General features: G+C 72.9%; 21 protein-coding genes and 2 pseudogenes. 16 read left to right on the plus strand and 7 right to left on the minus strand.

The genetic code is table 11. From position 1 onward, the window contains the following. Window positions 1–69 precede the first annotated feature (69 nt). Window positions 70–231, minus strand: coding sequence for a tetratricopeptide repeat protein (locus ABD352_RS40765; RefSeq protein WP_344617943.1), 162 nt, complete (start codon window positions 229–231; stop codon window positions 70–72). Between the two features lie 35 nt (window positions 232–266). On the opposite strand from ABD352_RS40765, the gene ABD352_RS40770 reads away from it, so the two are divergent. The 4 genes and pseudogenes from ABD352_RS40770 to ABD352_RS40785 all read left to right on the plus strand — a co-directional run bounded on the left by ABD352_RS40770 (window position 267) and on the right by ABD352_RS40785 (window position 2,150). Next, the gene (locus ABD352_RS40770; protein WP_344617944.1) at window positions 267–1,193 is read left to right on the plus strand and encodes an ABC transporter permease; all 927 of its coding nucleotides are present in this window, start codon (window positions 267–269) and stop codon (window positions 1,191–1,193) included. Window positions 1,194–1,380: 187 nt separating this feature from the next. Beyond that, window positions 1,381–1,512: pseudogene (locus tag ABD352_RS40775) on the plus strand (substrate-binding domain-containing protein); the annotation flags it as partial. Between the two features lie 76 nt (window positions 1,513–1,588). Next, window positions 1,589–1,813 (plus strand): annotated as a pseudogene (locus ABD352_RS40780) (substrate-binding domain-containing protein); the annotation flags it as partial. A gap of 100 nt (window positions 1,814–1,913) precedes the next feature. Beyond that, window positions 1,914–2,150 (plus strand): type 1 periplasmic-binding domain-containing protein, encoded by a 237-nt coding sequence (locus ABD352_RS40785; RefSeq protein ID WP_344618049.1) that lies wholly within the window; start codon window positions 1,914–1,916, stop codon window positions 2,148–2,150. Between the two features lie 94 nt (window positions 2,151–2,244). On the opposite strand, the gene ABD352_RS40790 is transcribed toward ABD352_RS40785, so the two are convergent. Next, the gene (locus ABD352_RS40790; protein ID WP_344617945.1) at window positions 2,245–3,372 is read right to left on the minus strand and encodes an SRPBCC family protein; all 1,128 of its coding nucleotides are present in this window, start codon (window positions 3,370–3,372) and stop codon (window positions 2,245–2,247) included. Window positions 3,373–3,445: 73 nt separating this feature from the next. Between ABD352_RS40790 and ABD352_RS40795 the strand changes: the two genes are divergently transcribed. Both ABD352_RS40795 and ABD352_RS40800 read left to right on the plus strand, forming a co-directional pair. After that, window positions 3,446–4,084, plus strand: coding sequence for a TetR/AcrR family transcriptional regulator (locus ABD352_RS40795; protein WP_344617946.1), 639 nt, complete (start codon window positions 3,446–3,448; stop codon window positions 4,082–4,084). A gap of 65 nt (window positions 4,085–4,149) precedes the next feature. Then, entirely contained in the window at window positions 4,150–7,602 is a 3,453-nt protein-coding gene (locus ABD352_RS40800; protein ID WP_344617947.1) for an NACHT domain-containing protein, read from the plus strand. Between the two features lie 41 nt (window positions 7,603–7,643). Here ABD352_RS40800 and ABD352_RS40805 read toward each other — a convergent pair whose 3' ends face one another. Further along, window positions 7,644–7,895, minus strand: coding sequence for a hypothetical protein (locus ABD352_RS40805; RefSeq protein ID WP_344617948.1), 252 nt, complete (start codon window positions 7,893–7,895; stop codon window positions 7,644–7,646). A 107-nt stretch (window positions 7,896–8,002) separates the two neighbouring features. Here ABD352_RS40805 and ABD352_RS40810 point away from each other — a divergent pair, with 107 nt between their 5' ends. Further along, a complete protein-coding gene (locus ABD352_RS40810; RefSeq protein ID WP_344617949.1) occupies window positions 8,003–8,941 on the plus strand; it encodes an NADP-dependent oxidoreductase in 939 nt (312 codons plus the stop codon). Here the strand turns inward: ABD352_RS40810 and ABD352_RS40815 are convergent. Next, window positions 8,931–9,872, minus strand: coding sequence for a LysR family transcriptional regulator (locus ABD352_RS40815; protein ID WP_344617950.1), 942 nt, complete (start codon window positions 9,870–9,872; stop codon window positions 8,931–8,933). The genes ABD352_RS40810 and ABD352_RS40815 overlap by 11 nt on opposite strands. Before the next feature lie 91 nt (window positions 9,873–9,963). Between ABD352_RS40815 and ABD352_RS40820 the strand changes: the two genes are divergently transcribed. Both ABD352_RS40820 and ABD352_RS40825 read left to right on the plus strand, forming a co-directional pair. Beyond that, entirely contained in the window at window positions 9,964–11,208 is a 1,245-nt protein-coding gene (locus ABD352_RS40820; RefSeq protein WP_344617951.1) for an MFS transporter, read from the plus strand. Beyond that, a complete protein-coding gene (locus ABD352_RS40825) occupies window positions 11,201–12,445 on the plus strand; it encodes a WD40 repeat domain-containing protein (RefSeq protein ID WP_344617952.1) in 1,245 nt (414 codons plus the stop codon). Before ABD352_RS40820 ends, ABD352_RS40825 begins: the two co-directional genes overlap by 8 nt. Before the next feature lie 21 nt (window positions 12,446–12,466). Here ABD352_RS40825 and ABD352_RS40830 read toward each other — a convergent pair whose 3' ends face one another. From ABD352_RS40830 to ABD352_RS40840, 3 genes are read right to left on the minus strand one after another with little or no spacing between them, the layout of a single operon-like run. Continuing rightward, window positions 12,467–13,480 carry a hypothetical protein gene (locus tag ABD352_RS40830; RefSeq protein WP_344617953.1) on the minus strand — a complete coding sequence of 338 codons (1,014 nt, stop codon included), beginning with the start codon at window positions 13,478–13,480 and terminating at the stop codon, window positions 12,467–12,469. Next, window positions 13,477–14,607: a hypothetical protein gene (locus ABD352_RS40835; protein ID WP_344617954.1), complete on the minus strand. Its 1,131-nt coding sequence runs from the start codon at window positions 14,605–14,607 to the stop codon at window positions 13,477–13,479. The genes ABD352_RS40830 and ABD352_RS40835 overlap by 4 nt, the downstream gene beginning before the upstream one ends. A 48-nt stretch (window positions 14,608–14,655) precedes the next feature. After that, on the minus strand, window positions 14,656–15,093 hold the full coding sequence (locus ABD352_RS40840) for a VOC family protein (RefSeq protein ID WP_344617955.1): 438 nt from the start codon (window positions 15,091–15,093) through the stop codon (window positions 14,656–14,658). Between the two features lie 44 nt (window positions 15,094–15,137). Between ABD352_RS40840 and ABD352_RS40845 the strand changes: the two genes are divergently transcribed. The 7 genes from ABD352_RS40845 (at window position 15,138) to ABD352_RS40875 (ending at window position 21,034) form a co-directional block, all read left to right on the plus strand. Beyond that, a complete protein-coding gene (locus ABD352_RS40845; protein ID WP_344617956.1) occupies window positions 15,138–15,434 on the plus strand; it encodes an ArsR/SmtB family transcription factor in 297 nt (98 codons plus the stop codon). Further along, on the plus strand, window positions 15,431–15,820 hold the full coding sequence (locus ABD352_RS40850; RefSeq protein WP_344617957.1) for a VOC family protein: 390 nt from the start codon (window positions 15,431–15,433) through the stop codon (window positions 15,818–15,820). Before ABD352_RS40845 ends, ABD352_RS40850 begins: the two co-directional genes overlap by 4 nt. Window positions 15,821–15,960: 140 nt before the next feature. Beyond that, window positions 15,961–16,362 (plus strand): nuclear transport factor 2 family protein, encoded by a 402-nt coding sequence (locus ABD352_RS40855; protein ID WP_344617958.1) that lies wholly within the window; start codon window positions 15,961–15,963, stop codon window positions 16,360–16,362. Between the two features lie 14 nt (window positions 16,363–16,376). Then, window positions 16,377–17,660 carry an MFS transporter gene (locus ABD352_RS40860; protein WP_344617959.1) on the plus strand — a complete coding sequence of 428 codons (1,284 nt, stop codon included), beginning with the start codon at window positions 16,377–16,379 and terminating at the stop codon, window positions 17,658–17,660. A gap of 151 nt (window positions 17,661–17,811) precedes the next feature. Then, window positions 17,812–18,774 (plus strand): carbohydrate ABC transporter permease, encoded by a 963-nt coding sequence (locus ABD352_RS40865; protein ID WP_344617960.1) that lies wholly within the window; start codon window positions 17,812–17,814, stop codon window positions 18,772–18,774. 8 nt (window positions 18,775–18,782) lie between these two features. Beyond that, window positions 18,783–19,643: a carbohydrate ABC transporter permease gene (locus ABD352_RS40870; RefSeq protein ID WP_344617961.1), complete on the plus strand. Its 861-nt coding sequence runs from the start codon at window positions 18,783–18,785 to the stop codon at window positions 19,641–19,643. A 26-nt stretch (window positions 19,644–19,669) separates the two neighbouring features. Then, window positions 19,670–21,034, plus strand: coding sequence for an ABC transporter substrate-binding protein (locus tag ABD352_RS40875; protein WP_344617962.1), 1,365 nt, complete (start codon window positions 19,670–19,672; stop codon window positions 21,032–21,034). The last annotated feature ends 105 nt before the right edge of the window (window positions 21,035–21,139 follow it).

The following is a 21,139-nucleotide window of genomic DNA, read 5'->3' on the forward strand; positions in this document are numbered from 1 at the left end:
CCAAGCCGTCCTGACCATCGCCATCATCAACGACTGGCTATGACGGGTTATGAAACACGCCTTAGGCAGCTACGCGCCTCCTGTCTTGGAGCGCCAGTGGGCGAGGTTGCCACGGGTGGTCAGGGTGTCGGGGTGGTCCGGGTCGAGGACTCGGAGCTGGTCGGTCAGCAGCTGCTCGAACGCGGTGGCGGCGCCGGCGGGGTCCGCCTGCCGCGCCCCGCCACCGGACAATAGGGCGAACGGCAGAGAGCCTCTTCGGGCTCGCCGTGGTCTTCGTGCTGGCGATCGCGCTGTCACCGACCCGCAACGGCGAGAACCTGTTCCTGTCCGCCGGCAACCTCGGCAACATCGTCCGCGCGGTCTCCGAGATCGGCATCATCGCCGTCGGCATGAAGTTCGTGATCCTGCTCGGCGGCATCGACCTGTCCGTCGGCGCGATCCTGGGCCTGGCCGCGGTCGGCACCGCCACCCTCATGGTGAACTCCGGCTGGGGCATCCTGACCACCGTCCTGGCGGTGCTGGCCATCGGCGCGTGCTTCGGGGCCCTGCAGGGGTACGCCACCGCCCGCCTCGGCATCCAGTCGTTCATCGTCACCCTCGCCGGCCTGCAGGTCGCCCGCGGCCTGGCGCGCATCTGGTCCGGCGGCCTGGGCATCCCGATCGCCTACGGCGACGGGCCGGGCGAGGCGCCGCCCGCGTTCGAGTTCCTCAACGGCTCGGTCAACGGCGTCATGCCCGTCCCGGCGCTGCTGTTCGTGCTCATCGGCGCCGCCGCCGTCGTCGTGCTGCGCGTCACCGCGTTCGCCCGGCACGTCTACGCCATCGGCGGCAACGAGAAGGCGGCCCGCCTGGCCGGCGTCCCGGTCACCCGGGTCAAGGTCGCCGTCTTCGCCATCGCCGGGCTCCTGGCCGCCACCGCCGGCATCGTCCACGCGGGCCAGCTCAACCAGGGCAGTCCCAACGACGGCGCCGGCTACGAGCTGGACGCCATCGCGGCCGTCGTGATCAGCGGCACCAGCCTGTCCGGCGGCTCCGGCTCGATCGGCGGCACGCTCGCGGGCGCGCTGCTGCTCGGGATTCTCAACAACATCCTCGCCCTCAACAACATCGACGCCAACGTGCAGCTGCTGATCAAGGGCCTGGTCATCGTGGCCGCCGCCGCCCTGCAGAAGCTGCACCGCAGCATCGCCTGAAAGGAGCCCCTCCATGCGTATGCTGGCCATCGCCACGGCCGCCGCGCTGCTGGCCGTCAGTGCCTGCAGCGTCGAGAAGCCGTCCGACTCCGCTGGCGCCGCCTCGGGCGCGGCGGCCTGCGGGTCCGGCAAGGACTACCTGATCGGCATGTCCCAGGCGAACAACGCCGAGCCGTACCGCCAGGTCATGAACAACGACGTGACGACCGCCGTCAAGGCCGTCCCCGGCTTCAAGGTCGTCGTCTCCGACGCCGCGCAGGACAACAGCAAGCAGGTCGCCGACGTCGAGAGCTTCCTGACTCAGAAGATCAACCTGCTCATCATCTCGCCGAACGAGGCCAAGCCGCTCACCGCCGTGGTGAAGAAGGCCTACGACGCCCGGCATCCCGGTCATCGTGCTGGACCGCAAGGTCGAGGGCGACGCCTACACCGCGTTCATCGGCGGCGACAACGTCGCCATCGGCAAGGCCGCGGGGGAGTACTACGCCAAGACGCTGCTGCCCGACGGCGGCAAGGTGATCGAGATCGCCGGCCTGCCCGGCTCCACGCCCGCCGCCGAGCGGGCCAAGGGCTTCCGGGACGGCATCGCGAGCAACCCGAAGGTCGAGATCGTCGCGTCGCAGCCCGGCGACTGGCTGCGCGAGAAGGGCCAGTCCGTGGCCGACGCGCTGCTCAAGGCCCCCCCCCGACTTCGCCGCCATCTACGCCCACAACGACCCGATGGCCGAGGGCGCCTACCTCGCGGCGAAGTCGACCGGCCTGGAGACGAAGATCAAGTTCACCGGCATCGACGCGCTGCCGGTCCCCTCGGGCGGCATCAAGGCCGTCGAGCAGGGTCGGCGGTCAACGACGTTCCAGTACGCCACCGGCGGCCGCGAGGCCATCGACCTCGCGAAGAAGATCCTGGTCGACTGCAGCAAGGATGTGCCGCGCAACACCACCCTGCCCACCATGTAGATCCCCAAGGACAACGCCGCGGAGGTCTACACCAAGCTCGGCGGCGCGTGAGGGGCAGGCCGGGCGGTCTCCCGGGGCCGCCCGGCCGAGGGGTTCACGGCACGGGTGCGGGATCGCGGGCCAGGTCGGCGGCCAGCCGTTCGAGGGTCCGGCGCATCGCGTGCGGCATCGCCGCCGGGCGGCGGCTGACCTTCTCGAAGAGCATCACCAGCGGGCTCGCGGACAGCTCGTAGGACTGGGTGAGCAGGGTCCCGCCGTCGACCGGGCGCAGCCGGAAGCGCCACAGGGTCGAGTCGGGCCGGGTCGTGGTGCGGATCGTGCGGTAGGCGAACTCCTCGCCCGGCCGCGCGGTGACGATCTCGCAGAGCCGGTTCCAGGTCATGCCCTTGAACCGGTTCCAGCCACGGAAGCGGGCGCCGGGCAGCGGCTCCGGTCCGCCGTCGACCCACGCGCAGCGGTAGCACTCCGGCGAGTGCGACGCCATGGCGATCGGGTCGCTGATCCTGCGGTACACCTCCAGCGGGCCCGCGGGGATGAGGACCTCGACCTCCGCGTGGAGGTCGACCACGGCGGGCGCCGCGGCCTCGACGCCGTAGGCGGCGTGCACCCGGTCGAAGTACCGCTTGCGCGGCGCCATCGACGCGATGAGGCGCAGCGGCAGCCCGCCGTGGCGCAGCAGGTCGGCGAAGCGGCCCGGGTCGGCCTCCCGCACCCACGACAGGATGAAGCCGACCGGCATCTTCTGACCCTGCTGCATGTCGCGTTCCATGCGGGCGTGCCGCTCGCTCGACACCAGATCGGCGACCGCGGGGACGACGACGGCCTCCTCGATCTCGAGGTGGTGGCGCATCAGCGCGTCGAGCTCCCCGGCGGTGGTGGCGAGCGCGGCGCGGGCGGCCCGGTCGCCGCCGTCCGCGACGAGGGCGTCCAGCGCGGCGCCGATGCGCTCCATCATCGGGTCGAGCAGCTCGTGCTCGGCGGCCAGCTCCCCGAGCTCGGTGACGCCGACCTCGGCCAGCATCGGCCACAGCAGGGTGTCCTCGGCCACGTGGTGGTGGTGGATCGCCTGGAACGCCAGGTCGATGTGCTCGCGCAGGGCGATGGCCGAGCCGGCCGTGGCGTGCCGCCGGCCGGCGTGCAGGTCGGCGGCGTGCCGGGCGAGGCGGGCCAGCTCGTGGCGGATGGCGGCGTGCATCAGCAGGTAGTTGCCGGGGTCGGCCATGGTCTCGTCCTTCGATTAGGATTTCGTTGGAGCTATCCTGCATTCGTTACAGTCGGACTGGAGTGAAGTTGACGTGAAACCGACAACGTCTCGCCCGTACCGCTCGCCGCGCCGGGCCGAGCAGGCCCGCGCCACGCGGGAGGCGATCCTGGTGGCGGCCGGGCGCTGTTTCGCGGAGCGCGGCTACGCCGGCACGACGATGCAGGCCATCGCCACCGCCGCCGAGGTGGCGGTCGAGTCGGTCTACGGCCTGGCGCCGAAGGCGCAGCTGCTGAAGCTGGCGTTCGAACGCGCGCTCGCCGGCGACGACGAGCCCGTCGCGCTCGCCGCCCGCGACGGATGGCTGAGCGCGGTGGCCCTCGACGACCAGCGGGCGATGATCGCCGAGATGGCGCGGTACGGCGCGCCGCTGCTGCTGCGCGGTGCCCCGCTCGCGCGGGCGTTTTTGGAGGCGGCCAGCGGCGACGAGAAGCTGGGGGAGCACTGGCGGCAGCTGGAGGACGACCGGCTCACGGACTCGCGCCGGTTCGTCGCGGCGGTCGCCTCCCGCGGTCCGCTGCGGCCGGGCGTGACGCAGGAGTCCGGGGCGATCGCCGTGTGGGCGACGCACAACTGGTTCAGCGTGCTGTGCCTCATCGACCGGATCGGCACGGACGAGCAGGCCCACAGCCGGTGGCAGGCCGACATCCTCGAGGCGCTGCTGCTGCGCTGACGTTGACCGCCGCCCCTACACTCGGGCCCGGCAACGCCTCGTTCACGCTCCGTTCGTGAGGCCGCATGACCGTCATGACCTACCGCAGCGCGGTCGAGCTCCTGGCCCGCGACGACCCGAAGCTCGTCGAGTCCCTGGACCGCGCGCTCGGCCTGGGCCTGGTGGCCGCCAACGCCGTGAGCCCGCTGGCCGCGCTGCCCTACTTCGAGGCGAAGAGCGCGTTCATCGGCCAGCTGGAAGGCCTGACCGGCGGCCTGCGGGCCCGCGTGCGCGGGTCGAGGCGCCTGGAGTACGAGCAGCTCATCGCGGCCTCGCACGCGGTCATCGTGATGGCCGCCTTCTCGCAGGAGCTGGCCGCCTGCCTGCACCGGCTGGACGAGGACGGCAAGTGGCGCGAGACCGTCAAGGCCTGGCGGGTCGCCGGGAGCTCGCCCGACGGGCGGGTGCCCGCCCGCAAGCAGCCGGTCGTGTGGTCGAACCTGGCCGTCGTCGCGCTCCCCGGGCCGGCCCGATCGTTCGAGAAGGTCACGGCCGACCTGCGGCGCGTCTACGTCGCGCTCGCCCGGCAGGCGCTGGAGTACCTGCAGGGGTTCGGCCGCTGGGACGGGCTGCCCGAGGCCCGGCGGCGAGCCGCCGAGACCGCGCTGCGCTCGCCGGACCTGCTCGTCCGCGCCGTCGACCGCTACCGCGAGCACTACCTCAGGCTCGCCGACGAGGTGCCCGAGTTCCTGGTGTGGACGCTGCTGAGCGAGCCCGCCGAGTCCCGCGACATCCTGGCCGACGCGTCGAGCCGCGGGACCCACTTCGACAAGCGGCTGCCGGAGATCCTGGACCGGCTGGCCGGCGACCTCGACGCCCTACGGGCCATGCTGCAGGACGGCGCCGCGGCGCTCGGGGACCTGCCGTCGGCGATCGCCTCGCTCGCGCCGAAGGAGACGGCCGGGGACCCGGCGCTCACCGGCCGCATCGCGGAGTGCAACAGGGTGCACCAGCTCGTGCTGAGCAAGCCGCTGCTGACGCCCCGGCTGGACGCGGACCTCGAGGGGCTGACATTTCCCGAGAACCGGGCCGGGTACATCAGCCCGAACTTCCGCATCTACGAGACCCGCCGCAGCGACGAGGGCACCCAGCTCGCGCAGGAGCAGTGGTGGGACGACTGCCCGCTGCGGCGCGGCCTCGGCGTGCACCTCGGCGCGTACTTCCGCACCGAGGAGGCCACCCGCCGGCCGCTGCTCGTGCTCGGCGACCCCGGCAGCGGCAAGTCCCTGCTCAGCAAGGTCCTGGCGGCGCAGCTGCCGTCGGACGAGTTCGCGGTCGCCCGCGTCGAGCTGCGCCACGTCCGCTTGACGCAGGAGGTGAGCGACCAGGTCGACCTGGAGCTGCAGCGCCAGACGAACAAGCGCCTCACCCTGGCGGACCTCACCGACGCCGACGGCCGGATCGTCCGTGTGGTGATCATGGATGGCCTCGACGAGCTGCTCCAGCTCTCCTCGCAGGAGGGCCTGGGGCGGTACCTGGAGAAGCTCGCCGAGTTCCAGGAGGTCGAGGCGGCCTACGGGCGGCCGGTGATCGCCATCGCGACCGCCCGCACGATCGTCATGGACCGGGTCTACGTGCCGAGCCAGACCACGGTGGTCAAGCTCGAAGCGTTCACCGACGAGCAGATCGGCTCGTGGATCGCGGTCTGGAACGACCAGAACGGGGAGTACTTCGCCCGCCGCGGCCTCGAGCGGCTCAGCACGGTCAGCCTCGGCCGCTACTCCGAGCTGGCCCGGCAGCCGCTGCTGCTGGCCCTCCTCGCCCTGTACGACGCCGAGGACAACGCGCTGAACAACACCGGCACGCTCAGCCAGGCCGAGCTGTACGAGCGGCTGTTCCGGCGGTACCTCGAACGGGAGATCGGCAAGGAGTCCCTGCCGATCCGCGAGCAGGACCGCGACCAGCAGGTGGAACAGCGGTTCCGGGAGCTCGCCACGATCGCCATGGGGATGCTCAACCGGGGCCGCCGCTTCATCACGCGGCAGGAGCTGGAGCAGGACTACCGCGCGCTCGGGCTGAGCCGGGCCGGGAAGCTCGGCAACGAGCACGTCGTGAGCGCCGATGACGCCGTCGGGCAGTTCTTCTTCCTGTACCGCGCGATGGCCCAGCACCGCGGCTCCGTCCTCAACGAGGGGTACGAGTTCATCCACGCCACCTTCGGGGAGTTCCTCGGCGCCCGGATGGTCGCGCACCAGCTGGCCCAGGCCGCGGCGGTCACGCAGCGGGCACCGGTCTGGGATCGCGCGGAGGCGGAGCGCCACGCCCGGTCGCTGCTGATCCCGCACCTGGCCCGGCGCCCGCTGGCCGGCGAGGAGCAGGTCCTGTCCTTCCTGAGCCAGATCATGGGCGGCCTGGTCGGCAGCCGCGCGGAGGCGGCCACGGCCATCGCCGGCCTCATGCCGTCGGTGCTGCGGGCGGGCGCGGACGACGCCATCGGCTCGATCCCCGACAACCAGGACCGGTTCGAGCGGATGGCGACGTTCTCGGTCAACCTGGTCCTGGCCGCCCTGCACACCGCCGCCGATCCGGTCCCGCTCAGCGCGTTCTGCCTGCCCGGCCAGGATCCCGGCGGCGAGTGGCGCCGGCTGACGGTGCTGTGGCGGACGTACCTCGCGACCGACGACTGGGACCGCATCCTCGGCTCCCTCGTCCTGGTCGAGCCGCAGACCGGCGGGCCGGCCATCCGGATGGGCTCTGCCAAGGACCTCGACCGGGGCGCATGGGCCACGCTCGAACCGGCGGTCCGGAAGTTCGACCTGCACCGGACCGTGCTGGAGGCCAGGCTCGTCGGCGACCGGGAGCTGGCGGCCGCCGGCACCGCGTGGTCGCACCTGCGGATGGAACTGGCCCTCCTCGAAGGGGCGCAAGAACCCGGCCTCGACCCCGGAGGGGCGCAGTGGCGGCTGGCGGCCGCGATCGTCCGCTCGGCGCCGACCGTCGTCAGCGAGGGGGCGGCCGAGCAGGCCGTGCTGCACGAGCTGTCCGCCCACGGCGGCAGGATCCTGGAGATCGTCGACGGCGGCCTCGGCACCTGGGACAACCACTTCCTCAGGGACGTGGCCGCGCTGATCGCCGACGTGGTGGGCCCGGACGTGCGCGGCTCGTTCCTGCTGCGGCTGATCCGCGAGACCGACGACCGCGGCCACAGCGCCGAGGCCCGCCGCCTCCTGCAGCGCCTGCCCGACGCGGACCTGGCCGGCCTGACACCGGCGGACATCGCATCCATCGTCGCGCTGAGCCGGCGGCACCAGCTGCACGGCCTCATCTGCCGGTGCATCGTCGGCTCCAAGATCAACGGGTCGGTCCTGGAGCGGCTGGGCATGGAGGACGTGGTGTGGCTGATGGAGGGCTCGGGCCTGTCGAGCGAGAGCCTCGCCCGGATCCGCGACACGCTGATGGGCAGCGCCCAGTACATCCGGATGACCCAGGCCGGCAAGACCTTGATGGCCTTCCAGGCGCGCGCACCGCAGGCCCCGTAGCCGGACGCGGCTGTCGTCGGGTCCGGCCACGGGGCGCTGGGTCAGTCCCGCTCCTCCTCGCGGGTCGGCTGCTCGCTGAGCAACGTGAACTCGAACTCGACCTGGGTGGTGTCGGGCGCCTCCTCCGGCGCGACCAGGTAGGACTCGACGCGGAAGCCGAGGTTGAGCACGTCCGCGGCGCGCATGTGCTCGACCAACTCCTCGACGGCGGAGAAGTAGGCGGTGTAGATGATGGCGGGCCCGGCCGGCTCGGCCTGCGCCTCGGGGGTCTCAGCGGCGATATCAACGGTCACGAGCGGCGAGCCTACGACAGCCCGCCGAGGTCCGCGACCGCGGCGGTGGCGCCGTGATCCTGCGCCGCGCCGGGTTACCGGGTCACCGGCGGGGTAAGGAGGGCGCCATGGCACTGCGATGGATCGCGCCGCAGTTCGGCGGGCCGGAGGTACTCACCCTCGTCGAGACCGACGTCCGGCCGCCCGATGCCGGCGAGGTGACGATCGACGTGCGGGCGGCCGGGGTGAACCCGGCCGACTACAAGTCCATCTCCGCCGCGCACGGGACCGACCGCGAGCTGCCGCTGGCGATCGGGTACGAGGTCGCCGGGGTGCTCAGCGCGCTCGGCCCGGACACCGAGATCGCCTCCGGCGGCGGTGCGGCCGGCGACGCGGTGGTGGCGTTCCGGATCAGCGGGGGGTACGCCACCCAGGTCACCGTCCCGGCGAAGGACGTCTTCGCCAAGCCCGAGGCGCTGGACTTCCCGGCCGCGGCGAACCTGCTGCTCGCCGGGACCACCGCCGCCGAGGCCCTGCACGTCACCGGGGTGAGGGCGGGCGAGACGATCCTGGTGCACGGCGCGTCCGGCGCGGTCGGCATCAGCGTGCTGCAGCAGGCCCGCCTCATGGGCGTCAACGTCGTCGGCACGGCGAGCGAGCGCAACTTCGACCTGCTGCGCCGCGCCGGCGCGCAGGCGATCGCCTACGGGCCCGGGCTCGTCGACCGGGTGCGCGCGGCCGCGCCGGAGGGCATCGCCGCGATCATCGACACGGTCGGCACCGACGAGGCCACCGACTCGGTCGGGAAGCTGCTGCCCGACGCGGGCCGGGCCGTGACGATCGCCCCGTCGGACCGGTCGCGGGCGGCCGGCATCACCGCGATCGCCGGCGCGCTGCCGCAGAGCGCGGCGTACCGCGACAGCGTCCGCGGCCGGCTGCTGGACCTGGCCGGCGAGGGCAAGCTCGTCGTGCCCGTCGCCCGGACGTTCCCGCTGACCGAGGCCCTGGCCGCGCTCGAGCTGGTGCGCGGCGGCCACCCGGGCGGCAAGGTCGCCCTCATTCCCTGACCCGTCCCCAGTTCGGCAGCCAGCGCTCGCCGGCGGGTCCTCCGGCCGGCCTCGACCCGACGTAGGAGCGGAGCCTGCTCAGGGCGGGGTGCGGGTTGTCGTCGCGCCAGATCAGCGACATCGGATAGATCGGGGCCGGGTCGCGGACCGGGATGCGGCGCAGGTCGTAGCTGTCCGGCCACAGGTACCGCGAGTGCTCGCCGACCAGGGTGGCCAGCCGCGGGGACTCGGCGATCTCGGCCAGCTGCGCCTCGTAGCCGAAGACGGGGCCGTCCACGTCGATGGTCAGCCCGAAGGCGGCCGACAGCTCGGCGTAGTACTGCGCCCACTCGCTGCCGGGGGCCATGCCCGGCATCCAGATCCGGTGCGCGGCCAGTTGCGCGGGCGTGACGCTGCGGGCGCCGGCCAGCGGGTGGCGCGGGCCGACCAGCAGCTCGTGCGGCTCGTCGAGCGCCGGGGCGGCGCGGATCGGGGGCGGCAGCCGGCCCGCGGGGACCCTGACCGCGTGGAAGGTGGCGTCGACCGTGCCGGCCTCGACGGCGTCGATCGCGCCCTCGACGTCGACCGTGAGGGTCACGACGTCCAGTTCGATGTCGCGGTACGACCGGTGGAACTCCTGCAGCAGGACCGCCGGTGCGGTCCGGCGGCTCTGGACGTCGACGCGCAGCGCGCGCCGGCCGGGGCGCACGGACGCGTCCGCCCGCGCCGCCACCCGCAGCAGTTCCCGGGCGTGGGGCAGGAACGCCTGGCCGTCGACGGTCAGCCGGGCCCCGCGGGCGGTGCGGGTGAACAGCCGCACCCCGAGGTCCTTCTCCAGCGCCGCGATGCGCTTGGACACGGCCTGCTGGGTGACCGACAGCGCTGCGGCGGCGTCCTGGAACCGGCCCGCGTCCGCGGCCACCACGAACGTCCGCACGGCCTCGAGATCCACGCGGGAGAGCCTATCGGTACAACGATTGGTTGTGGCTCGCCGCCGGTCCGATTGTTTGATCGGCGCCCCGGCCCCCTGCTTTGATCCCGGCGTGTTGACGAGACGATCGCTGGGCCGGCGGTTCGGCTGGCTGTGGGCTGCGTACGCGGTCAGCGCGTACGGCTCCGGCCTGGGGTTCGGCGCGCTGCCGCTGCTGGCGGTGGTGGTGCTGCACGCCGGTCCGGCCCAGGTCTCCGCGCTGGCCGCGGTCGGGCCGGCGGTGGGCGCGCTGCTCGCCCTGCCGCTCGGGCCGTGGGTGGAGTTCCAGCGCAAGCGGCCGGTGATGGTCGCGATGGACCTGGCCCGGTTCGCGGTCATGATGTCGATCCCGCTCGCCTACGCCCTCGGCCGGCTCGGCTTCGCGCAGCTGCTCGTCGTCTCCGCCGTCGTCGCCGCCGCGAAGATCGCCTTCAACGCGGCCTCGGGCGCCCACCTCAAGGCCCTGGTCCGGCCGGAGGACCTGCTCGTGGCCAACGCACGGTTCGAGTCGACGACGTGGAGCTCGATCGCGGTCGGGCCGCCGCTGGGCGGGGCCGCGATCGGCGTCCTCGGCCCGGTCACCACCGTGGTCGCCGACGCGCTGAGCTACCTGCTCTCCGCGCTGGGCATCGCGGCGATCGGCGGCCGCGAGGAGCGCCCCGCGCGCACCGGCCGGGGCCGCGTGCGGGCCGGCGAGCTGCTCGACGGCTGGCGGCACCTGTTCTCCCATCCCGGGCTTCGGATGTTGTACGTCAACCAGCTGGTCGTCTCCGGGCTGATCATGGCCACCGAGCCGCTGCTGGCCGTCCTGCTGCTCGGCCGGCTCGGCTTCGCGCCCTGGCAGTACGGCCTCGCCTTCGCCGCGCCCTGCGTCGGCGGCCTCATCGGCTCGCGCCTGGCCCGCCGGACCGTGGCCCGCTTCGGGCAGCACCGCATCCTGCGCACCGTCGGCGCCCTGCGCGCGGTCTGGCTGCTCGGCCTCGTCTTCGTCCGGCCCGGCGTCGCCGGCCTGGTGACCGTGATCGCGGTCGAGCTCGCCATCATCATCTGCATGAGCCTGTACAGCCCGGTGCTGGCCACCTACCGGCTCGAGCACACGCCCACGGAGCTGCTCGCCCGCACCCTGACGGCCTGGTCGATCGGCAGCAGCGCCGCCATCGCCGCGCTCAGCGCGCTCGGCGGCCTGCTCGCCGACGCCGTCGGCCCGCGCGCCGCCATCGCCGTCGCCGGCCTGCTGATCCTCGCCAGCCCGCTGCTGCTGCCCCGCCTGGCGACCCCCGCGCCGGATCCCGTCGGCGTAGGGTCGCGGAATGGTTGACGGGGACAGCGTGAAGCGGGTCATTGCGGGCGGCTCCTACGTCGAGCGGCTCGTGTGCCACGCGCGGCTGCCGCTGATCGCCGGGCTGGACTCCGCCCGGCCGGCGGTGCACGTGTGGGAGTTCGGGGCCACCGGCCTCCGGGAGCTCGGCGTCGTCGCTGCCGGGCCGGACGCCTATCCGCCCGAGCCGTGGGAGCGGCACCGCATGGTCCCCGAACTGGCCTGGCACCCGTACGACCCCGGCCTGGTGGTGGCGGGCGCGGGACTGCGGCGCTGGACCCCGGACGGCGTCTCCGCCGTGACCGGGGCGCCCGCGGAGGCCGGCTACCGCGCCGTCGCGTACAGCCCGGACGGTCGCACGCTGTGGGCGTGGCCCGCGTCGTTGCCGGACGAGGACGAGGCGTGGCAGCGGTCGGACGCCCTGGACCTCGCCACGGGCACCGTGCGGTGCGGGCCGGCCTGGGACACCGGAGTCGTCGAGCACCCCGGTGGCGGCCTGGTGGCGACGCTGTCCAGCGACCAGGGCGCGACCGATGTGCTCTTCGCCCGGCCGGACGGCGACGTCCCCGCGAGCCTGCGGCTCCTCCGCGACGCGATCATCCTCGACGTGGACTGCTACGAGGCCCCGGTGTTCTCCCGCGACGGCCGGTACCTGGCGCTGCGGGGCAACGCGTACGTGCACTCCCTGGACGTCTTCGAGTTCCCCTCGATGCGCAGGGTGCTGCACACGACCCTTGGCGAGGCCTACCCCGGCTACCCGTACCCGCCCGAGTGGCTCGCGGAACAGTCCCTCTGGTCCCGCCACAACATCGCCTTCGCGCCGGGCTCGGGGACCCTCCTCGTCGGCACATCAGGGGGAACCGTCATCTCGCTCGATCTCGAGCGGGAGCAGGCGGCCGAGCACGACGTCGCCCCGGCGCCGATCAGCGCGCTGGCGGTCATGCCGACCGGGCAGCTGGTCGTCGCCGACCGGTCGGGGCAGATCGCGGTGATGTCCGCCCCGGGGGACACGGATCGCGAGGTCGGCGCGGCGGCCGCCCGGACCCGGGTCGAGGAGTTCCTGGCCGCGACCACCGAGCTGCCCGACGACGCCGACCTGGAAACGGCCCTGATCCGTCACGACGGACAGCGCGTGTGGAGCGCCGACGACCTGGACACGGTGACCGCGGCCGAGGACACCGACCCGACCTGGCTGCGGCTGCAGGCGGCGATCAACACGGTCCGCCAGCAACGCTAGGCCACGGCCTGGCTCCGCGGGTCAACACCCGAGGCCGTACGCGTGGGTCCGGACGCGGTCGTAGATCTCGCGCAGCCAGGGCCGGCGGACCTCCGGCAACCGGGCCAGCGTCGCCAGGAACACGTCCCAGGAAGGCTCCAGGTGAGCGATCGGCACGAGCGGTGGCGGCTCGTCGTCGTGCGCCGGAGCCGGTCCAACGGCCAGGTACCGCCAGACGTCCCAGCTCAGCGGGGCCGCGGGCACGGCCGACGCCCAGACCTCGCCGGTCTGCGGGTGCTGCGGAACGAGGGCGACGCCCGAGGTCACGGCGGGCAGTCCCGGCCCGTCCAGGGCCAGGCTATGGGTCGGGCCCGGCGAGCGCAGGAGGGTGTCCAGCGGACGGCGCAACGCGTTGGCGACCGGCCCGTCGGGGACCGCGATCGGCCCGCCGCCGGCCACCGCCAGCAGGTGGGCCAGCGCGGCCCCGACCGCCGCCGCCCACATCGGGCTGGCGTGACCCTCCGGATCGGACGGCGGCACTCCGGGCCGCTCCACGTGCAGCGCCGCCCAGTCGATCGGCGGCCGCTCGTGCGCTGAGCCCGGGGCGCGTCGCACGGCGTGCGGGTCCAGCCACACCGCCTGCCACAGCGAGCAGTCGTCGATGCGCGTCGCGACCGGCGTGGCGCAGCGGGCGCAGGCGAGGTTCGGGCCGTCCTCGCCGGACAGGCCGCAGCAGTACCCGCTGGCGCGCTCCTGGATGAACACGGTTCCGCGCATGTCGCCCGGCGCCACCACCACCGCCCCGGCCGGGCCGAACGACACGGTGTACCTCGGCGCGTACAGCCCCCGGGCCTCGGCCGCCTCCGGCCCGAGCTCGTCCCACCGCCGCCACGGTGGCCCGGACGGCTCGGGGTCCTCTGCGTACGTCGACGGCTCCATGAGCACGCCGAGCTGTATTCCGTTGCCGTAGTGCTGGTGCGCGTGAACGGGAAGCGCCACGCGGGATACGGGCACGGTCAGGACCGCCGCGCACCGCGCGCACTCGAACACCGTCATGGGGCGGTCAATGCCTCCAGTCTGCGGGCGGCGGTGGCGAGGCGGTTGCGGCCCGCGGCGGCCTGGGACAGGCCGGCAATGGCCGGGCGGGGGCCGCCTCCGGTGCGGGCGGCGGTCGCGGCCAGCTCCACCAGGTCGGCCAGGCCGGGCCGGGGCGGCAGGGCCAGCAGCGGCGGCAGGGCGGCCGCGGCGAACTGCCACACCGCCTCGTGCGCGCCGCCGCGCAGCGCCTCGGTCAGCGGCGCGACGATCCGCTGGAGGGTCAGCAGGCCCGCGGCGGCCAGCTCGCCGGCCTGTTCGCCCGCGGCGGTGCCGGTCCAGCCCGGCCGCGCGGCCCGGGCCAGCAGCAGGTCGGCGGCGGCGAGGCGCACCTGGGAGCGGTGATTGCCCAAGGTGTACGCCAGGAGCAGCGCCATGGCGGGGCCGTCCGGCCCGTCCAGGGAGGCGAGGGCGGCCAGCACCCCGGTGCCGAGGTTGTTCCCGTCGAGCCAGGAGACCGCGTACGGCTGGATGTGCATCGCCGCGATCTCCGGCCGCGACGGGGTCATCATCGGCCACAGCGGCAGATCGGGCGGCGGCCAGTCGTGGTTCACCCGCTCGGCGGCGCCGCGCGGGTCGGTGATCCGGGCGGGCAGGCCGGCCGGGTCGAGCAGCGCGTCCGGCCAGGGGCGAAAGCACGCGCGCACGGCGTCGGGCGCCTTCGCGGTGCAGGCCAGGATCGCGAAGGCGTGGGCCGCCTGCCGGGCGATGTTGCGCCGGGTGGCCGCGCGGGTCGCCTCGTGCCGCAGGTGGTACAGCTCCTGCTCGCGCGCCCGTTCGCGCTCCCGCAGCCGCTGGGCGGCGAGGTGGGCCCGCCACTCGCCGGTGTTCTGCGGGATCTTCGGGGGCTCGTTGCCGTACGTGAGGAAGGCGACGGCGAAGCTGCCCGTGGGCAGCTCGGGCTCCGGCTCGGGCTCCAGCGGCGGCAGCTCGACCGGCTCCGCCTGGGCGACCGGCGGCCGGTGCTCCTCCAGCAGCGGCAGCAGCGCCGCCCGGTCCGCCGCGTCCGCCCCGGCGAGAAGGTCGGCGAGGCCGTCCAGGTCGCCGGCGTCGACCCCGTCGCGCGCGCGTTGCCACAGCTCGCCCACGGTCAGGCATGCTGCCAGGTCGGCCGCGCCGGCGCTGTCCCATGACGGTCAGACCACGCAGAACTCGTTGCCCTCCGGATCGGCGAGGACGATGTGGTCGAGGTGGCCGTCCAGTTCGGCCTCGGTCAGGACGGTGGCCCCGGCGGCGATCAGGCGGTCGGCGGTGGCCCGGACCCGGGGCCAGCGGGTCTCCCAGGGCACCGCCCGCCCGCCGCCGGCCTGCACGTCGAGGTGCACCCGGTTCTTGGCCGTCTTGGGCTCCGGGACCTTGAGGAACGAGATCCGCGGCCCGGTCCCGGACGGGTCCTCGATCGCCGCCCCGTCGTCCCACTCCTCCTCCGGCACCGCGAACGCGCGCAGCCACTGCTCCCAGCTGTCGAACCCGGCCGGCGGCCCGGCCGGCACGTACCCCAGCGCCTCGCACCAGAACGCGGCCATCCTGCCAGGCGCGGCGCAGTCGAAAGTCAGCGTGAACGACGTCGTCATCCGGTCGAGTCTGCCGGACTTGATAGGCAAGCCGATACTTGCCTATGCTGGTGGTCGTGGCCGATGGTGACGTGTTCCGGGCGCTCGCCGACGCGACCCGGCGCACGATCCTCGACGAGCTCACCGACCGGGACGGGCAGACGCTGTTCGAGCTGTGCGGCAGGCTCGCCATGAAGCACGGCATCGCCTCGTCCCGGCAGGCGATCTCCCAGCACCTCGACGTCCTCGAGGCGGCCGGCCTGGTCCGGACCCGCCGCGAGGGCCGGTACAAGTTCCATCACGTCGACGCCGGCCCGCTGGAGGCCATCGTCGACCGGTGGCGTCCGAAGGAGACGAGATGAGAATCAACCTGGCCAGCGTGTTCGTCGACGACCAGGCCGCGGCCCTGCGCTTCTACACGGAGGTGCTCGGCTTCACGGTCAAGCACGACGTGCCGATCGGCGAGACCGACCGCTGGCTCACCGTCGTGTCGCCCGAGGCGCCCGACGGGGTGGAGCTGCTGCTGGAGCCGTCCGGGCACCCCGCGGTGCGGCCGTTCCGCGAGGCGATCGTCGCCGACGGCATCCCGTGGACGTCGTTCGCCGTCGACGACGTGCACAAGGAGTACGAGCGGCTGGTGGCGGCGGGCGTGGTGTTCACCCAGCCGCCGATCGAGATGGGGCCGGTGATCACGGCCGTCTTCGACGACACCTGCGGCAACCTGATCCAGATCGCCCAGCAGTTGTAAATCACAACATTTTCGACTTATAGCCTGACGGGGCATAAATCCGATAAGTCGTGGCGCGCCGGCGCCCGACTTATCGGGTCCGCATTGGTACCTGCGTCCCGGTAGGGTTGGCGAGTCCGAGCGGGCCCGGGAGGGGCGGCATGAGCCTGAGTCACGAGGACCGGGTGGCGATCACGGATCTCATCAACCGGCACGGGCACCTCAGCGACAGCGGTGACCTGGACGGGTTCGCCGAGATCTTCACCGCCGACATCGCCTACGACGTCACGGATCTCGGGGGCGGGGTGCTGAGCGGGGTCGACGCCATCCGGGAGGCCGCGCTGGCGCTGGGGGACCGTAACCCGGTCGCGCACCACGTGACCAACATCGTGCTGAGCCAAGCCGGGGACGGGGTCGTGCACGCCGTGTCGAAGGCGCTCGGCGTGCGCGCCGACGGGACGGTCGGCAGCCTGACCTACACCGACACCGTGGTGCGCGGCGCGGACGGCTGGCGGATCGGTCACCGGATCGTCCGGGCCCGAAGGACACCGCTGCGGGACTGACCACGGGGGCTGCCATGGAGCGGGAGTCACTGCGGCCGTTGACCGGGCAGTTGGTCGCCCAACTCGTCTCGGTGCTCGGCACGTCGATGTCGGCCCTGGCCATCCCCTGGCTGGTGCTCACCTCGACCGGCAGCGCCACCCGCACCGGCCTCGTCGCCTTCGCCGAGATGGCGCCGTACGTCGCGATGCAAGCGCTCGGTGGACCGCTGGTCGATCGTGTCGGCGCCCGGCGCGCGTACGTGCTCGGCAACACCGCGGCGGCCGTTGCGGTATGCGCCATTCCCGCCCTCCACGCCCTCGGTCTCCTGCCGCCGGGCGCGCTCGCCGGCCTGGTGGCCGTCGCGGGCGCGGTCCGGGGCGTAGCCGACTGCGCGGGCCTGGTCCTGGTGCCCGTGACGGCAGGCCTGGGAGCGGTGCCGCTGGAACGCGCCGCCGGTCTGCACGGCAGCGCGAACCAGACCGGCCTGCTCGTGGGCGCCTCGGCGGCCGGCGTCATGATTTCGCTGCTCGGGGCCCCGGCGGTCGTGCTCGTCGACGGCATCAGCTTCGCGCTCGCCGCCGTGCTCGTCGCCCTGCTCGTCCCCGCAGGCGCCCAGCCGCCGCCCGTGGGACGCCGGCTGGGCACCCGTCAGTACGTGGCGGACCTTGCCGACGGCGTGCGGTTCATCCGCGCCGACCGCCTGATGCTCGTGCTGGTCGCCATGATCGCGTTGACCAACCTGCTCGACCAGGGCATCAACGCCGTGCTCGTGCCCGTGTGGGTGCGCGAGCATCTGCACCAACCCCGGGCGCTCGGCCTCATCGCCGGCGCGCTCGGCGCCGGGGCCCTCATCGGCGCGCTCGTCGCCGCCTGGCTGGGGCCGAGGCTGCCCAGACGGGTCGTCTTCACCGCCGGGGTGCTCATCGCCGGCGCCCCGACGTCGTTCGTCCTCGCCCTGACCGGCACACTGCCACCCGCGCTGACCGTCGCGTTCGTCGCCGGACTCGCCGTCGGCGGGCTCAACCCGATCCTCAACGCCGTGCTCTTCGAACGCGTCCCGCCGCGGCTGCGCGCCCGCACGCTCGGCGCGCTCAAGGCCAGCGCCTGGATCGGCACCCCGGTCGGCCCGCTGCTGGCGGGCGGCCTCATCGAAGCCACCAGCCTGCGCACCACCCTGCTCGCCTTCGCGACGATCTTCGTCGTCGCCACCACCGTTCCGCTCATGCTGCCTGCCATGCGGGACATGAACCGCACGCCGCGACCGCGACCCGAGGCAACCCGGGCCGCGGACCACGAGGTCGTGCCGGAGTCCGCCTGACCCGTGCCGCGAACGGCCCGGCGGCGTCCCAGCTGTACCGCCCGTGGTAACCCAAATCGGGTCGGTACTTCCATATGCCTTAAATAGGTCGATGCAAGGCGTTCACCGAGCGCTTGCGGTCCGTACAGCTGTTCCGCGTTAGCTGCCGATCATGACTGCTGGGCTCAGGACCACGGCCGAGCCGTCGCCGCCTGAACCCGTCGCCGCAGACGACCGCGCCAGGGTGCGACGGGCCCGGCGCAGGCGCGGCTGGCGCGAGGCATTGGTGTTCGTGGCGCTGGCCGCGCCCAACCTCGCACTGATCGTGGCGTTCACCTACCGGCCCCTGATCCTCAACGTGTACTACTCCACGCTGGACTGGACGCTGGGGTCGGACACGGCGCGGGCGGTCGGCTTCGACAACTACGTCCAGTTCTTCTCCTCGTCGCAGGCCGGCGACGTCTTCCTCACCACCGCCCTGTTCACCGTGGCCACGGTCGTGCTGTCCATGGGGCTGGGACTGCTGGTGGCGCTGGGGCTCAACCGGAAGGTGCGCGGCGCCGGGCTGGCCCAGGCGACGGTCTTCTCGCCGTTCGTGCTCTCCGGCGTCGGCGTCGGGCTGGCCTGGCAGTACATCTTCGACCCCACGGTCGGGGCGCTCGGCGCGGTCCTGCGCGGCTTCGGCCTCGACAGCCCCCAGTGGTTCAACGACGAGACGCTCAGCCTCGTCATGGTCGTCCTGGTGTACGTCTGGAAGAACCTCGGCTACGCCGCCGTGATCTACCTGGCGGGGCTGCAGTCGATCTCCAGCGACGTGCTCGAGGCCGCCGCGATCGACGGGGCCGGGGCGTTGCGCAAGTTCTTCAAGGTCGTGTTCCCGCTGCTGTCGCCGACCACGTTCTTCCTCATGGTCACGAGCCTGCTCAACTCGCTGCAGGCCTTCGACCTGATCCGGGCGATGACGCCGCTCGGCCGCGGCACCACGACCCTCATCTACGACGCCTACCTGCGGGCGTTCGGCGGCTACAACCAGGCCGGCTACTCGGCGATGCTCTCCACGGTGCTGTTCGTGCTGCTGGTCGTGCTGACCCTGGTACAGCTGATCGTCCTCGAGCGGCGGGTGCACTACCGGTGAGCGCGCGGATGAGCACTGTGGACAGTCGGCCGCTCTCGCGGCGCAACCTGGTCGCCGCGCTGGCCACCGGCTACGTGCCGATCGTGCTGGCCATCCTCGTGGTGATCCTGCCGCTGGCGTACCTGGTGCTGTCGTCGTTCAAGACGCCGGGCGACGTCATCACCCAGAAGCTCGTCATCCTGCCCGACCCGTGGCACCCGCAGAACTACAGCACGGCGGCCGAGGTCGTGCCGTTCGGCCGGCTGTTCCTCAACTCGGCGGTCGTCACCGTCGTCGGGGCCGGGCTCAAGGTGCTGCTGGCCATCGTCACCGCGTACGCGCTGGTGTTCGTGCGCTTCCCGGGCAAGCGCTTCGTGTTCTGGGCGGTGCTCGCGACGCTGATGGTGCCGCCGCAGGTCAGCGTCGTGCCCAACTTCACCTTCATCAGCAGCCTCGGCGGGCAGGACACCTACTGGGGCATCATCCTGCCCGGGCTGGGCAGCGGCTTCGGCACCTTCCTGCTGCGCCAGGCGTTCCTGACCCTGCCCGCCGACGTGCTCGAGGCGGCCGAGACCGACGGGGCCGGGCACTGGCGGCGGCTGTGGCGCATGGTCGTGCCGATGGCCGCGCCCAGCATCGCCACCGTCGCGCTGGTCAACATCGTGTTCGAGTGGAACGACTACCTCTGGCCGCTGGTGATCGTCTCGAACCCGGACATGATGACGCTGCCGGTCGGCCTGACCTTGCTGCAGAACAGCGAGAGCTCGGCCGCCTCCTACGGCATCGTCATGGCCGGCACCGTCATGGTTCTGCTGCCCGTGCTCGTGGTGTTCGCCGCGCTGCAGCGCTACATCGTCACCGGCTTGACGCAGGGTGCCGTCAAGGGGTGATCAGCCGATCGACCTGGAGGTTCAACGTGTCCTTTTCCCAGCCCGCCGAGTTCAACCGGCGCCGGTTCCTCGGCCTCGCCGCCGGCGGCCTGTCCGCCGCCGCCCTGGCCGCGTGCGGCGGCGGCCCCTCGACGTCGAACGAGCCCGCCTCGTCCGCCAAGCCCGAGCTCGACTTCACCGGCGTCAAGCCGGCGAGCAACATCACCTTCTGGTCGTCCAACCCCGGGTCGTCGCAGCAGGTGACCCAGGAGATCATCGACGCGTTCCACCAGAGCCAGTCGGACATCAAGGTCCAGCTGGTGTCGGCCGGCTCGACGTACGAGGACATCGCGCAGAAGTTCCAGGCCGCGCAGGCCGGCGGCACGCTGCCCGACCTCGTCGTGCTGTCGGACGTGTGGTGGTTCCGCTACTTCCTGCAGGACTCGATCATCCCGCTCGACGGGCTGTTCAAGGCCCTCAACTGGGACACCAGCGACTACCGCGAGCAGCTGCTGACCGACTACAAGTACAACAACTCGACCTGGGCCGTGCCGTGGGCCCGCTCCACCCCGCTGTTCTACTGGAACAAGGCGCACTGGGCGGCCGCCGGCCTGCCCGACCGGGCCCCGACGACCTGGGACGAGTTCGCCGAGTGGGCGCCGAAGCTGCAGTCGGCCAACGCCGGCCTGCAGCACGCGTTCCAGCTGCCGGCGCTCGCGGGCTACGCGGGCTGGAGCTTCCAGAACAACCTGTGGGGCCAGGGCGGCGGCTGGTCGGCCAAGGAGAGCTTCGACGTCACCTGCGACAAGCCCGAGGCGGTGGCCGGCCTGCAGTTCCTCGCCGACGCCGTGTACAAGGGCAAGTGGTCGGGCGTGGCCGGCAAGGACTCCACCCAGGACCTCTCCGCCGGCGCGGTCAGCGCGACCATCGGCTCGACGGGCAGCCTGGTCGGCATCCTCAAGGTCGCCAAGTTCGACGTCGGCGCCGGCTTCCTGCCGGGCGGCCCGAAGTCGACCTCCCCGGTCTGCCCCACGGGCGGCGCCGGCGTCGGCATCCCGAAGAAGATCAAGCCGGAGAACCAGGTCGCCGCGGCCACCTTCATCAAGTTCCTGACCTCGCCCGAGAACACGCTGAAGTTCGCGCAGGCGACCGGGTACATGCCGGTGCGCAAGTCGGCCGACGCCTCGGCGATCATCGCCAAGACCCCGCAGGCCAAGGTCGCGATCGACCAGCTGTCCGTGACCCGCAACCAGGACTGGGCCCGGGTGTTCCTGCCGGGCGCCGACCAGGAGATGGCCAACGCCTGCGCCACCATCCTGACCAAGAACGGCGACGTCCAGGCCGAGATGACCAAGCTCAAGTCCACCCTCGAGGGCATCTACACCTCGCAGGTCAAGCCGCACCTCAAGTAGCGCGCACGGTGGCGGGCCCGGCCTCCGGGTCCGCCACCCGCGCCGCCCCGGCCGGTGACGCACTGCCGGCCCCGGGGATGAACGCACCTGGATGCTCGGGGGAGG

Origin of the sequence: Dactylosporangium salmoneum, from assembly GCF_039532525.1 — a bacterium.
Classification (GTDB): domain Bacteria; phylum Actinomycetota; class Actinomycetes; order Mycobacteriales; family Micromonosporaceae; genus Dactylosporangium; species Dactylosporangium salmoneum.